Origin of the sequence: Flavobacterium sp. ALJ2, from assembly GCF_015594725.1 — a bacterium.
Classification (GTDB): Bacteria; Bacteroidota; Bacteroidia; order Flavobacteriales; family Flavobacteriaceae; genus Flavobacterium.
In genome coordinates, this window is record NZ_JADNRC010000008.1 from 97,557 (window position 1) to 111,464 (window position 13,908).

The window sequence follows — 13,908 nt, forward strand, 5'->3', positions numbered from 1 at the left end:
TCTGAAATCAAAAATCGTTATTCTACAATCTGAAATCTTTTAAGCGTCTAATTCTCCAGCGATAACATTTAAACTTGATAATATTACAATAGCATCTGATAGCATTGCTCCTTTAATCATTTCAGGATAAGCTTGATAATATATAAAACAAGGTCTTCTAAAATGCAGTCTGTATGGAGTTCTACTTCCGTCGGTAACTAGGTAAAATCCTAATTCTCCATTTCCACCTTCAACAGGATGGTATATTTCGGCAACTGGAACAGGAATTTCTCCCATAACAATCTTAAAGTGATATATTAATGATTCCATGTTAGTGTATACATCTTCTTTTGGTGGAAGATAGTAATCTGGAACTTCGGCGTGGTAAACATTTCCTTCTGGCATTTTTGCTAATGCTTGACGGATGATGCTTAAACTTTCCCAAACTTCGGCATTACGAACGCAGAAACGATCGTAAGTATCTCCAGATTTTCCAACAGGAACAATAAAATCAAAATCTTCATACGATGAATATGGCTGTGCTACACGCACATCATAATCAACCCCACTTGCGCGTAAGTTTGGTCCTGTAAATCCGTAAGCCATAGCTTGTTCGGCAGATATAGCCCCAACATTAACTGTTCTGTCAATGAAAATTCTGTTTCTTACAAACAGGTTTTCGAATTCTTCCCAGGCAGCTGGAAATTCTTCTAAGAAGATATCTAGTTTTTTGAAAGCAGTCTCTGACCAATCTCTTTCAAAACCACCGATTCTTCCCATATTTGTAGTTAAACGAGCTCCACAAATTTCTTCATAGATTTCGTATATTTTTTCTCTAAATTGAAAAACATAAAGGAAACCAGTAAAGGCTCCTGTATCTACACCAAGAATTGAATTACAGATAATATGATCTGTAATTCTAGCCAATTCCATTACGATAACTCTTAAGTATTGAACACGCTTAGGTACTTCAATATCTAAAAGTTTTTCTAAAGTCATCCACCATCCCATATTGTTAATAGGAGAGGAGCAATAGTTCATTCGATCTGTAAGAGGTGTGATTTGGTAAAATGGACGATTTTCGGCAATTTTCTCAAAAGCTCTGTGGATGTAACCAATAGTAGGCTCAGCGTCCAGAATTTTCTCACCATCCATTAACAGTACATTTTGAAAAATACCGTGTGTAGCTGGGTGTGTTGGTCCAAGATTCAGAACAGAAAGTTCACTACCTTCGTCGTTTAGTTTCTGTTCAATTATTTTAGCATAGCGATGCTCTGGTGATAATAATAGTTCTGACATTTATTTAATGTGAAAAATTATATGATTTTGTCTTAGCAATTTGTGATTGTTCTTCCAAAGAACCTATCGTCTTTATCTGTTCTTCCGCTGTCTTCCATAGGGAATTCTTTACGCATCGGAAATGATATCATCTCATCCATATTTAAAATACGTTTCAATTGTGGATGTCCAATGAAGTTTACGCCGTAAAAATCATAGGTTTCTCTTTCCATCCAATTTGAACATAAGAAGATATTAGATATCGTTTTTATTTCTGGTTTTTCACCATTGATAAACGCTTTTATTTTTATTCTTTTGTTCTCATACCAGTTATGCAAATGATATACTATTGCAAATTGGCGGTCGACTTCATTATCAGGGTAATGTACACCACATAAATCAGTTAAAAAATGAAAACGTAATAGCGGATCGTTTTTCAAAAAAAGAATTACAGCCGTTATTTTATCAGAAGCAACTTCTAATGAAAAAATGTCTCTTTCTTGATTGAAATTGAATACATCTTTTCCAAATGTTTCAATTAATTTATTTTGAATTTCTATTGTCTCTAAAGCCATTTTGTTTATTGAATGTTATATGAAGCCAATAATTCTTGGTATTCAGGAGAGCTACGTCTTCTTACAGACTCGCTCTTTACTAATTCTTGTAATTTCAATACGCCATCAATGATTTGTTCTGGTCTTGGCGGGCAACCTGGAACATAAACATCTACAGGTATAATTTTGTCAATTCCTTGAAGAACCGAGTATGTGTCAAAAATACCTCCAGACGATGCACAGGCACCAACTGCGATAACCCAACGAGGCTCAGCCATTTGTTCGTAAACTTGACGTAAAATAGGACCCATTTTTTTAGAAATTGTCCCCATCACCAATAACATATCTGCTTGACGAGGTGAGAAACTTATACGCTCAGAACCAAATCGTGCTATATCATAATGTGAAGCCATTGTAGCCATGAATTCGATACCGCAACAAGAAGTTGCAAATGGTAAAGGCCATAATGAATTGGCTCTTGCTAAACCTACCACATCGTTAAGTTTTGTAGCAAAAAAGCCTTCTCCTGTGACTCCTTCTGGTGGGGCAACCATATTTATCTTTGAATCGCTCATTTTTATTATAGATTTCTGATTTCTGATTTTTAAAATCTTAAAAATTGAAATCAATTTTTTTAAATCAATTGTATTAATTCGAGGGTTTTAAATTTTAAACTGTAATTCTAAAATCTAAAGTCTCTTTTTATTCCCACTCTAGGGCTTTCTTTTTGATAATGTAGAAAAAGCCTACTAAGAGCAGTGACATGAATATTAACATTTTTAGCATGCCCTCCATGCCTAGTTCTTTAAAGTTTGCTGCCCACGGATAAAGGAAAATTACCTCAACGTCGAACAATACAAACAAAATAGCAACCAAGAAATATTTTACAGAAAATGGGATACGAGCATTACCAATAGATTCCACACCACATTCAAAGTTTTTGTCTTTGCTTGCAGAGTTTCTTTTTGGGCCTAATTTTCCAGAAATAATGATTGTTCCTACTACGAAACCAACAGCTAAAATAAGCTGCATTAAAATTGGAATATAATTTACTTGATCTGAATGCATAATTTAAGGTTTTTTTTGCTTAAAAATAAGTCACAAAGATAGCTTTCAAGTATGTAAATCACAAGCTAAAAAATGATTTAAGTAGGTTTTGAAATGTGGATATAGGGTAATTTTTATTGATTATAAATAACAATACTGGTTTTGTGATTTTTTTAAGATTTAGACGCAAAAAAAAAGCGTTTCGAAATTAATCAAAACGCTTTTAAGCCCTCGGTGGCAAAAAAAATAAATTGCTATATTTTTATGCTTAGATTACTGTAACTTGTGCAGCAACTTTACCTTTTCTTCCTTCTTCTTCTACGTAGCTTACTCTGTCACCTTCGCGTAATTCTTCCGCGTTGATTCCTGATGCATGAACGAAAATGTCTTTTCCTGTTTCTTCGTCTGTAATGAATCCGTAACCTTTAGACTCATTGAAAAATTTAACTGTACCTGTACGCATTGTAATAGTAATAATAATTTATAATGTGGCAAATGTAAGATATAAAATAATACAAAAGACAACAAACTGTTAATTTTTTATAAAAAATATTGATTTACAGTATATTCGCTCGTTATATCGTGTCAATTTTGATATGTAATTCCTTTAATTGTAAAGCATCTATTGCGGCAGGAGCGTCAATCATAACATCACGACCCGAATTATTTTTCGGGAATGCAATAAAGTCTCTAATTGTCTCTTGTCCACCTAATATAGCAACTAATCTGTCTAGTCCAAATGCCAATCCTCCGTGTGGTGGAGCTCCAAATTGGAATGCGTCCATCAAAAATCCAAATTGTGCTTTGGCTTCCTCTTCCGTAAATCCAAGATATTTAAACATTAACTGCTGTGTTGCTTTATCATGAATACGAATAGAACCTCCTCCAATTTCATTTCCGTTTAGCACCATATCGTATGCATTAGCACGAACTTTTCCAGGTTCTGTTTCTAATAATTGCATATCTTCTGGTTTAGGAGATGTAAATGGGTGGTGCATTGCATGGTAACGACCAGTTTCTTCGTCTAATTCCAATAACGGAAAATCAACTACCCATAATGGAGCAAATTCTTCTGGTTTACGTAAACCTAAACGAGTTGCTAATTCCATACGTAAAGCACTTAATTGACCACGTGTTTTATTGGCTGGACCAGAAAGAACAAAAATCATATCGCCAGGTTTTGCTCCTGTAACTTTTGCCCAATTGCTTAAATCGTCTTGGTCATAAAATTTATCTACAGATGATTTGTACGTTCCATCGTCATTGCATTTTGCATATACCATTCCAGATGCGCCAACTTGAGGACGTTTAACCCAGTCAATCAATCCGTCGATTTCTTTACGAGTATAATTTCCTGCGCCAGGTACTGCAATTCCAACTACTAATTCGGCAGCATTAAATACTGGGAATTCTTTGTGTTGTGCAAATTCGTTTAATTCTCCAAATTCCATTCCGAAACGAATGTCCGGTTTGTCATTTCCGTATGTTTTCATAGCATAGTCGTAGGTAATTCTTGGGAATTTATCTACTTCTACACCTTTTATTTCTTTTAGTAAATGTCTTGTCAATCCTTCAAAAACATTTAAAATGTCTTCTTGCTCTACGAATGCCATTTCGCAATCGATTTGTGTAAACTCTGGCTGACGGTCTGCACGTAAATCTTCGTCACGGAAACATTTTACAATCTGAAAGTATTTATCCATTCCACCAACCATCAATAATTGCTTGAAAGTTTGTGGTGATTGTGGTAAAGCATAAAATTGTCCTTCGTTCATACGGCTTGGTACAACGAAATCTCTTGCTCCTTCTGGAGTCGATTTTATTAAATAAGGAGTCTCAACTTCGCAGAAATCCAAATCAGATAAATATTTACGAACTTCCATTGCCACTTTATGACGGAAAAGCAAACTGTTTTTTACTGGATTACGACGAATATCTAGGTAACGATATTTCATTCGGATATCTTCTCCACCATCAGTTTCATCTTCTATTGTAAATGGAGGTGTTAATGCTGCATTAAGAACAGTTAATTCGGTAACTAAAATTTCTATGTCACCAGTAATCATGTTTTTGTTTTTGTTCTTGTCTTCACGTTCAATAACAATTCCTTTAACCTGTATTACAAATTCTCTTCCCAACGTTTTTGCTGCTTCAAAAACGGTTTTATTAGTACGGCTTTCGTCGAAAATAAGTTGTGTAATTCCATAACGGTCACGTAAATCGACCCAATTCATAAATCCCTTATCACGCGATTTCTGAACCCAGCCCGCTAGTGTAACTTCTGTATTAATGTGTGAGGCGTTTAATTCGCCACAATTATGACTTCTATACATGATCCAAATTTTAGATTGCAAAAGTAAACACAAAAATTAAATAAGTCTAGCTTTCTAATGTTTAATGCTGTTCTTCTTGATTGTTTTTTATTTTCCTCTAATTATCTTTAAGGCTAAAAGCCTTATTTGCTTTTAATAGTTAAATTATCCCCAGTTGTCTTTTGAGGTTTGGAATCCGTTTCATATGAGACCTTGTTTAGTTTCAACGGACTAGTCACTATGGTTTTCATGTCAGGGCTTCTTACTAAGCTCGCGTTTGGATAAGACATTGCAACCAATTGATCGGCTTCAAAAACATAATAGTTATTCCTAAAATCGTTGGGGTCTATTATTTTTCGGCTTACTTGTATGCAAAAACGCACTGGGTTTACTTCTGCATCAGTCAGGTGTGTTTCTTTGGGAGTAAAACTGAGTTCTAAAAGTCCGTCGTCGCCCACTTTTTCTTCATAGTCCTGAATGCTTTGCAATGCTGTAATAATACCCTCTTTTTCTTCCATAGAATCAGAATGTACGAAAGTCATAAGATCAACTCTTACTATTTCTTCTTGCATATTTACAGTATGAACCCATATTTTGTGAGTTTTGTTTTGATGCGTTAGGGTTTGCTGAACTCTTTTACCATCTTCTGTTGAAAAATGAACTCTTACTACCCTCCATTTTCATCAGCAAGTGCATTTTGATATTCCTCAGATTTTTCATAAAGCTTTTTATAATTTGGTAAATTATAATAATTGTTTTTTATTATTTCTTTTTTAACAGAATCGTCAATGTCGCGCATCCAAATTCTTTGCATAAAATAACTTTTATCTTTATACTTTTCATCATAACGATATTGCTCCCCAAAATAGACCAGATGAGCTAGCAATTTTGCTCTGTCTTGAAGTGAAAGCTCGTTTCTTTTATCCTTATCCTCAAGCAAATACATTACATACATTTTTAAAGCTTCAAAATAATTAGTTCCTTCTGGTTTTATGATTTCTCTTAAAACAGGAAAAATTTCCAAGTTTAGCTTTACAGTTCCATCACATTTTTTATTCCAAAATATCTTGTCTAATTGATTTGGATTATTACTATCAAATTTTGTATTTTCTACTACCCATTTCAACAATTCTTTATCATCATAATAACCAAAAGTAGTAACCAAGCTTTGCATGAAATTTTTGTCATTTAAGAGTAACCATTTAAAATGAGCACGGCTATCATTGAACAAGTACATGTTGCGAGAAATAATTCTCTGTGGTACTATTAATTTTAATGAATCATGATTTACTTCAAGTATTTCTTTTAACGAAAATATATCCGTAATAACTTTATTTTCAAAGTTTATCACTATATACTGTTGACGATCAATCCAAAAAGATTTATTAAAAAAATCTTTATCATCCCATTTAAGACAAGAAACATCAAAATATTTAGCAAAATTGTACATGCTTTTATTCTCTTTTAATTCAAAAATATCATTTAATCTTCCAAAAAAAAATTCATCATGATACCCATTGTTTAATAGTGCTTTCTTAACTATGGGAAAAGTTAGTTGTAAATCTTTATCACTTAAAATATGTGGGTTTTGGAACTCAATTTCGTCAGACTCTATACGTTCTTGCTTATCTAAATACTCTTTTATTTCTTTAATATTTAATTTCATATTATTTTGATTATTTTTTAATTGATCTTTACCAATCATCAAATTACTGGAGTCTTTTTTAGAATTTATATTTAAATAATTTTCTTTTTGTTGTGAGTTACAACTGCTTATTATTAATAAGTAAATCATGTTTATTATTATGTTTTTCCTTTTCATAGTATTTTTAATTAGTTTGTCCAGTATTATTTCCTGCTTTAATACCATATAATATGTTAATAATATCTCCATCATTGTAAATGTCATTATCTCCATCATCATAAATATCACTTTCTGAAAGTTTATCTTTCTCAGTTATTTGATAATCTGCTGGAACATAGAAGCCATACAATTTTTTTGTTAATGATCTACTTGTATATTCTCCATAAGAACTAAATTTAATTGTGTCGTCTTGATTTCCTCCTAATAATATATAACCTCCTTTTTTTGTTTTACCATATAAGAAACCAGTATGTCCTTTACCATTATTCGCTCTGTAAACTACAATACATCCATAGATTGGTTCATCAATTTTCTTATATTTTGGATTATTTAATGGAGCTTGAGATGATGCTGAATTTGAATGTTTATAAGCCACATTTGTGATTGGATTCGTAGTTTGAGAAATACACCAATTCATATATGCAGCACACCAAGGGCCATTAATTCCGTCTGTAGGTTCATAACTATTATTACAATATACTAAATATGATTTTGCCTTTGAATACATTGGTTCATTAGATTCAACACATCCTTTCATTTCTTTCGCTAATTTTAATGCAACATCCATCCACGGTGCTCTACCTGATAATTCAGGAATTATCCCACCACTATCACAAACATTTTTATCATACTTAAACCAAGTTTTTATTTTTTGTAAATTTTGCTTTCTTCTATCTAAATGTAAGGTTGTAGGATAATCATCCGTACTTGTGGGCAGATATCCTTGTAATAAGCGGCTGATTAAAAAGAAATAGTCTTCTTCATTTTCTTTCATTAACAGCGCAATTTCGTTTAAGTTTTTTGATAATCCTTTAGGGAATTTATTTCTTTTCCACTCAAAAGCTCTCATTTTAGCTTCAAATTCAGTTTGTGTTTCATAACTTTTTTTGCCTCTTGCAGGCCATGATGGCGCTTTAATTTGATTCCAAACCCAGCCACCACTGTCGACAGCTAAAAATAATTTTTGAGCTACTAAGTCAGGACTACCTATAATATCGTGTGCAGTTCCTATTTTTTGTTGATAATCAGAATACATAACAGGTTGGTTTCCATTACCTGTCAATTGCAGAAGCCCTCTTCCTTTATAAAAATATTGACTTGAAGCTGTATTACCGGAAATCTCTCCTGCGGTTTGAAAAAAACCGGTTTCAACGCTTGTCATGGCTAAAAAAGCTATTTTTTGAATACATTCATTGAGGCCATATTTACGGAACATAGCATTGAGTTGAAAAGTTAATGATGCATAACTTTTATCGTCTATAGAGTAACTTCGGTCAATAATCTTGTTTTTTCACGATTTTAGCAACCTAAGTATGACTACTTTGTAACGTTTACATTTCTAAGCTTATTTAAAAATGTTTCATTTACATTCTCAAATTTAACTACTCCAAAATCTTTTATTGACCATACTTTTAGTGTTTTTTTTCTATCAGGATTACTTCGGTCTGAATATTCTTCACCATACTTGTGAAGATATATCTTGTTAGAATTTTCATCTATCTTAAATGTGGTATATGAATTTACAAACATAAAATCCATGCAAAATGTTTGTTGAACTGTAAAATAATTTTTTTTACTTACAATACCTCCATATCCATCAGCTGGACAATTATCATCATATTTATACACCAAATTATAATTATCATTTTTTTTATAATATCCATTATCTTTTTTTTCTAAAATAACAATAGGATTAGAATTATGTTGAGCATTATCTTTATTCTTAATCTCGTTTTTTTCTAATGTCAATATTTTATATTTTACATCATTTAGATTAATCAAAGTACTATCAAGAATATAAAAACCTTTTGGAACAGAGATATCTTGTTTTTCTACTTTTACGAATTTATATTTATCAAACATTCTGTTGAAAGTTATTATTGAATTGATTTTCTTTTTATCTACAAACTCAATACTAAATTTAGAATAATCTACATTTATAAATAAATCCTCCAACATCTTAAAGTCTTTCTTGTTTTTTTTAAAAAAAGCCATCGCACTATTATAATCTGGAGAATCCTTATCTCTATAATTAATAATTTTATTAAAATAATTTTGATTTACTAAATAAGCAATATCAAAAACTTCTTTCTTTTCAATTCTTTTCATTAATACCTTTTTTATATTTATAAAACTTGGAACTTTCACTTTTCTATCACTAACTATTAGAATCATTGTAGTATCACATGTAAAACCAAGAGTTGTGTTTTTCTTTTCTTCTCCATAAAAAACAGCATCATAACTAAAAGTAATTTTAACTTTTTCCACTGCATCATTTGAAAATATCAATGTCTTCCCGTCTAATAAATCGCTCTCCAAATAAGCTGGTTCTATTAAAACTTTAAGATCATCACTTTGAATTATAAAATCATCCTTAATGTTATTTATATCATTAACACTGGTAATTCCTTGGAAAGCAACAGAAGTGTTTTTAAATTTTAAAATAATTCCATTAGATTTATTACTTAAATTTTCTTTTTTTGTTTGACCATTACACTCTACTAAGCATAGAATAAACATAAGTATCAAAATTTGTTTCATATTTTTATTACATTAAGTGATTAAACTTCTTCTAAATCCAAATCTGTTAACCCTATATGACCATGATCACCATGATTAACCTGATGTATCACTCCAAGAACAGTGCTTCCAAGTACAGTAATAGGATTTGCACAAAAATTTTTCCTAAAACCATATTTATAAGCTAAAGTAAAAATAGTTGTATTCTTCTCTGCATCGAAAACGAAACTAGTGTTTAAGCCTTGATAACTTTTTCCTAAAGTATTCAAATATCTAAAATCGCAATCTAGACCTTTTCTAGTGCCATTGTGTCCATGTCCTGCATGATGAGATGAACCAGGCTGCCAAGGATCACTACCATTTTTTGATGACATATCGCCTAAATGAATTTCCCATCCCTTCTCATCAATTTCATTAATAATACCAAACAAAGGAGCTGCTGTTTTTGGTAATAAATAATGATCACCTTGTCCAACAGTCTCTCCTCCTGATATTCCTCCAGCATCAACACTTCCATATCTATTAAATCCACTACCTGAATCTGGTATTTTTACCATACCATGTTCATTTTCTTCTAAAACATAAAGTAACTTAAATTCGCTCTCAGATTTTTCAACATAATACGCATGCTTTTTCTGAGTCCCCTTTTTTAATTTAACTTTACCCGATTTATATATATAATATTCATATTCACCTTCTGTTGCCTCTGATGAATTATTTTTTTCACACTCTTTTACCTTGAATATCTCAATGCACTTTTTTAAATTTTCCCATCTTGCATTTCTTGTAAGAGTATGTCTATTTATTATATCTACAATATTATCTAATTGCTCTCTTTTATATCCTTTATTTGCAACATCAAGGCATTTATATTCTTTCCAATATGCCATGCTTGCGACAGTCCCTTCTTTAATATTATTAATATTGTTTGCATCTATATCCGTAGTAAAATCAGGATAATCAGAATTAATTCTACTATTAATTTTTATATATTTATCTTTTCCTGTAATTTGTATAATACCCCTTCCTCTATATTTCCATCCATCACCACTTTGAAGATTTCCATTTCCATTTCTATTTGCATAAGCAATATTGGCAATCATCTCTTTGTCAGCGTTTTGAGTGATTTTTTTTCTGCCATTTATAATTTTCTCAATTCTTCCATAATTAAATGCTAAATTATTTGGAGGACCATTTAAAGAACCTGTTTGACTAAATTTAATAAAATGGGTAGGTAAAACCTCTGCTTTATAGTTTAAATTTTCCCCATCATTTACATTAATGTTTGAGCCTATTTCTTGCATAACTTGAGCGAAAAAATGGGCTTTTTGTTGACAAGTATCTAGCCCAAATTTTATATTCGCAGTATTAAAAGCATTTCGTAATGTACCTTTATCTGCTTCTGATGCTCCCGAAAATATTTTTGTTATTTCATCTGCAGTTAAGCTTCCACATCTAGGACAATCATTTTTTTCTTCCTTCTCAACCTCCGCCATTTCAAAATCCACCACTACAGGAACAGTACAATTATCGATAGCTTCTTCGGTTAAAATGCCTTTTGCTACAATCAAAGCTGTGTTGTTAAAACAGATGAGTTTTTTTCGCAAGGCTATTTTTTCTTCTTTGGTAAAAGGAGTTTCATCATCTTTGGTAGCTTTTATACCTATGGTTTTCATGTCAGGGCTTCTTACTAAGCTTGCGTTTGGATAAGGCATTGTAACCAATTGATCGGCTTCAAAAACATAATAGTTATTCCTAAAATCGTTGGGGTCTATTATTTTTCGGCTTACTTGTATGCAAAAACGCACTGGGTTTACTTCTGCATCAGTCAGGTGTGTTTCTTTGGGAGTAAAACTGAGTTCTAAAAGTCCGTCGTCGCCCACTTTTTCTTCATATTCCTGAATGCTTTGCAATGCTGTAATAATACCCTCTTTTTCTTCCATAGAATCAGAATGTACGAAAGTCATAAGATCAACTCTTACTATTTCTTCTTGCATATTTACAGTATGAACCCATATTTTGTGAGTTTTGTTTTGATGCGTTAGGGTTTGCTGAACTCTTTTACCATCTTCTGTTGAAAAAAATATTCTTCCTGTTTTTTTGTCATTGGTTATTACAAGTTCTTCGTTGCTGTTTAACACTTCTATAAATTTTGTTCCCTCTACTGGTTTGCCGTTTTTTATAGCCATATCGTTGGGCAAGGTTACTGCTCCGTGGCTTCCTGTTGGCATTTCTACGGTAAAAGTCAAACTTTTATTTGGGCTTGGTATTTCCCTTGTTCCGGGTAGCGCTTTTTTTATTTTGTCTTTGTACTTGTCATCAGTAATGATTTTAAAAGAGCCTTTGCCTTTGTCGTTCAGGGTTATCTTTTTTTCTTCGAGCATGTATGTTGCCGGTTCTAAGTAAAAAGATTCACTTGCTCCTCTTACCCAAACTTTTATAGTGATGGTTTGGTTTTCTAATCCCGTAATTTCTACAAATGCATGGGTTTCTTCTTTATAGCCTGTTTCGGTACGTTTGTAGCCTGTTCCATAAGCCCAAAAGGCTCGTTTTAGCTCTGGGTTGGCTACTTTTATTTTTGTTTTTACTTTGGTATTAAGGGTTTGGTCACCTGTTAGATAGGTTGCTATTTCAAACTCTCCCTCGCTGTTAAAAGTAAGTGTTCCGTCATTATTGTCTACCACATTATTTGGTAGTTCTAAAATTATTTTTTCATCGCCTACCAAGGGCATGATGCGGGTTGTCGTTTCAAGTTTTACTTTAGCGCCACTAGGTATCGATTTTGGCAGGATTACTTTGTCTATGGTATTTCTTATCACCTCAAAGGAAAAAGTGTCTGCTCCATTAAATAGAGGGTTGTTGCCTGGCTTTGCATATCCTTCTATGACATATTTACCAAAGTAGTTGTTGCCTCCTTTGGCATCATAATAGAGTATTTGGTTGATGGGTTTGTTGATGCTTTTTTCTTTTGAAATGGGAGCATTTTCAAAAGCAATTAATCGTACACCATCTTTTTGCAAATGCCATTGCATTTTGTCGGTGTTTGTGGGCAAAAAATCAACATTATACTTACTTACTTCTACTTTTAGGCTCTCATTATAGCGCAACAGTTGCTTGCAGGTTCCTTTTACGGTATTGATACCTAAAGACTCTAAAACAGTTAAGGTTGTTTTTATTGGGTTTGAATCATTAGCCGATGTATAGGCCTCTATTTGATATACTTCAGGGTTTCTGAAGGTAAAAACACCAAGGGTACCAGTTTTTACCTCGACTTTAAGCAGATTAGATTGACTACTAATCTGGCTATTAAAAATTACAGTATCCTTACAAGTTACTCTCCAACTGGCTATTGGTGACGTTTCGTATACAGGATCTAAAGAGGATGGATTAAGGATTTTTTGTTTTTCTACCAGGGAACTTGCTTTGAATTTTAATGTTAAAGGAATTGGTGTGTTTTTTATTAGCCTTTTGCCTGGGGCAGAAATCCCTTCTACATGGTCTTTTATATATTCAATAAGTATAAAGCATTTGTCAGATCCAGCTTTGTTTGGATAGGCCTCAATTCTATATAAACCTTCTTCTTGATCTTTAAAAAGTTTACTTAATGTAAATACAATGTTGGCTCCTATGCCTACAAAAGTTTTTACTTTGTCATTAACTCCATCCCCTTTATACAAAGCCCAAGTTATTTTTGTGGGATCTCCTTTATATATTGCTTTTAATTGAAGTTTTTTTTCTACTATTGGTATTGAAATAGCGAAATTAAAAATGTTTAGTACTCTTTCAATAAAATAATATTTTCCTGTAGGTTTTTCTGCAAATGGAGCAACGATGGTGATTTCAGAAACCGAATCTTCTTTGGTAGGATCTGAGGTTTCCCACTGAGCAGAGGTATTTTCAACAGTAAAGGCATCTGCTTCTTTTACATCAATTGTATTTACTGCTTTTTTTTGCCCGGTGGTTGCAAATTCAATCGTGCCTTTCTGGCCATAACCTTCACAGACGCCCGTGGATATATCGAGAAGTACTTTCATGCTTTTATGAAAATCTACATTTTTATAGTAGTCACTGTATTTGATGTTACATTTTGCTTTGCAGGGAAGTTTTTTATTGTCTGGCGTATTGCACATTCCAAAGCCGTTTCCGCCACCAAAACTTTCGGATGTATCATCAAGATTCGTCGCAATAGGTTTTTCCTGAGCAAAGTATTTGTTTTTTCCTAACTTCTTAGTCTGGCTTTTTACCATTAAAGGCACCGCTTTTGCCTTACTATTATTATCAGCAGAATTAGAACAAAAGCATTTAGCTCCTTCTACTATTATTTCTCCTTTTGCCATATTATTTAGAATTGATT

The 13,908-nt window shown here is 32.6% G+C and carries 11 protein-coding genes; all 11 read right to left on the reverse strand.

Annotated elements, in window-relative coordinates; genetic code table 11:
• Positions 1-39: 39 nt before the first annotated feature.
• Positions 40-1,278, reverse strand: a complete 1,239-nt coding sequence (locus IUY40_RS11010) for an NADH-quinone oxidoreductase subunit D (RefSeq protein ID WP_195736919.1) — start codon at positions 1,276-1,278, stop codon at positions 40-42.
• Between the two features lie 32 nt (positions 1,279-1,310).
• Complete coding sequence (locus tag IUY40_RS11015; RefSeq protein ID WP_195736920.1) at positions 1,311-1,832, reverse strand: NADH-quinone oxidoreductase subunit C; 522 nt, start codon at positions 1,830-1,832, stop codon at positions 1,311-1,313.
• A gap of 5 nt (positions 1,833-1,837) precedes the next feature.
• Positions 1,838-2,386 carry an NADH-quinone oxidoreductase subunit B gene (locus IUY40_RS11020; protein WP_195736921.1) on the reverse strand — a complete coding sequence of 183 codons (549 nt, stop codon included), beginning with the start codon at positions 2,384-2,386 and terminating at the stop codon, positions 1,838-1,840.
• A gap of 127 nt (positions 2,387-2,513) precedes the next feature.
• On the reverse strand, positions 2,514-2,879 hold the full coding sequence (locus IUY40_RS11025) for an NADH-quinone oxidoreductase subunit A (protein WP_195736922.1): 366 nt from the start codon (positions 2,877-2,879) through the stop codon (positions 2,514-2,516).
• 247 nt (positions 2,880-3,126) lie between these two features.
• A complete protein-coding gene (locus IUY40_RS11030; RefSeq protein WP_195736923.1) occupies positions 3,127-3,321 on the reverse strand; it encodes a cold-shock protein in 195 nt (64 codons plus the stop codon).
• Between the two features lie 112 nt (positions 3,322-3,433).
• Entirely contained in the window at positions 3,434-5,191 is a 1,758-nt protein-coding gene (aspS, locus tag IUY40_RS11035) for an aspartate--tRNA ligase (RefSeq protein WP_195736924.1), read from the reverse strand.
• A 122-nt stretch (positions 5,192-5,313) separates the two neighbouring features.
• The gene (locus tag IUY40_RS11040; RefSeq protein WP_195736925.1) at positions 5,314-5,742 is read right to left on the reverse strand and encodes a hypothetical protein; all 429 of its coding nucleotides are present in this window, start codon (positions 5,740-5,742) and stop codon (positions 5,314-5,316) included.
• Between the two features lie 95 nt (positions 5,743-5,837).
• Positions 5,838-6,992 (reverse strand): hypothetical protein, encoded by a 1,155-nt coding sequence (locus IUY40_RS11045; protein WP_195736926.1) that lies wholly within the window; start codon positions 6,990-6,992, stop codon positions 5,838-5,840.
• Positions 6,993-6,999: 7 nt separating this feature from the next.
• A complete protein-coding gene (locus IUY40_RS11050; RefSeq protein ID WP_195736927.1) occupies positions 7,000-8,250 on the reverse strand; it encodes a TIGR02594 family protein in 1,251 nt (416 codons plus the stop codon).
• 101 nt (positions 8,251-8,351) lie between these two features.
• Positions 8,352-9,575 carry a hypothetical protein gene (locus IUY40_RS11055; RefSeq protein ID WP_195736928.1) on the reverse strand — a complete coding sequence of 408 codons (1,224 nt, stop codon included), beginning with the start codon at positions 9,573-9,575 and terminating at the stop codon, positions 8,352-8,354.
• 20 nt (positions 9,576-9,595) lie between these two features.
• Positions 9,596-13,891 carry a PAAR-like protein gene (locus tag IUY40_RS11060; protein ID WP_195736929.1) on the reverse strand — a complete coding sequence of 1,432 codons (4,296 nt, stop codon included), beginning with the start codon at positions 13,889-13,891 and terminating at the stop codon, positions 9,596-9,598.
• Positions 13,892-13,908: the final 17 nt, after the last annotated feature.

Excerpts from the sequence above, each read along its gene's own strand:
- IUY40_RS11050 (WP_195736927.1), bottom strand. The coding sequence starts at position 8,250 with ATGTTCCGTAAATATGGCCTCAATGAATGTATTCAAAAAATAGCTTTT.
- IUY40_RS11030 (WP_195736923.1), bottom strand. The coding sequence starts at position 3,321 with ATGCGTACAGGTACAGTTAAATTTTTCAATGAGTCTAAAGGTTACGGA.
- IUY40_RS11055 (WP_195736928.1), bottom strand. The coding sequence starts at position 9,575 with ATGAAACAAATTTTGATACTTATGTTTATTCTATGCTTAGTAGAGTGT.
- IUY40_RS11010 (WP_195736919.1), bottom strand. The coding sequence starts at position 1,278 with ATGTCAGAACTATTATTATCACCAGAGCATCGCTATGCTAAAATAATT.
- IUY40_RS11045 (WP_195736926.1), bottom strand. The coding sequence starts at position 6,992 with ATGAAAAGGAAAAACATAATAATAAACATGATTTACTTATTAATAATA.
- IUY40_RS11015 (WP_195736920.1), bottom strand. The coding sequence starts at position 1,832 with ATGGCTTTAGAGACAATAGAAATTCAAAATAAATTAATTGAAACATTT.
- IUY40_RS11040 (WP_195736925.1), bottom strand. The coding sequence starts at position 5,742 with ATGCAAGAAGAAATAGTAAGAGTTGATCTTATGACTTTCGTACATTCT.
- IUY40_RS11025 (WP_195736922.1), bottom strand. The coding sequence starts at position 2,879 with ATGCATTCAGATCAAGTAAATTATATTCCAATTTTAATGCAGCTTATT.
- IUY40_RS11020 (WP_195736921.1), bottom strand. The coding sequence starts at position 2,386 with ATGAGCGATTCAAAGATAAATATGGTTGCCCCACCAGAAGGAGTCACA.
- IUY40_RS11060 (WP_195736929.1), bottom strand. The coding sequence starts at position 13,891 with ATGGCAAAAGGAGAAATAATAGTAGAAGGAGCTAAATGCTTTTGTTCT.
- aspS (WP_195736924.1), bottom strand. The coding sequence starts at position 5,191 with ATGTATAGAAGTCATAATTGTGGCGAATTAAACGCCTCACACATTAAT.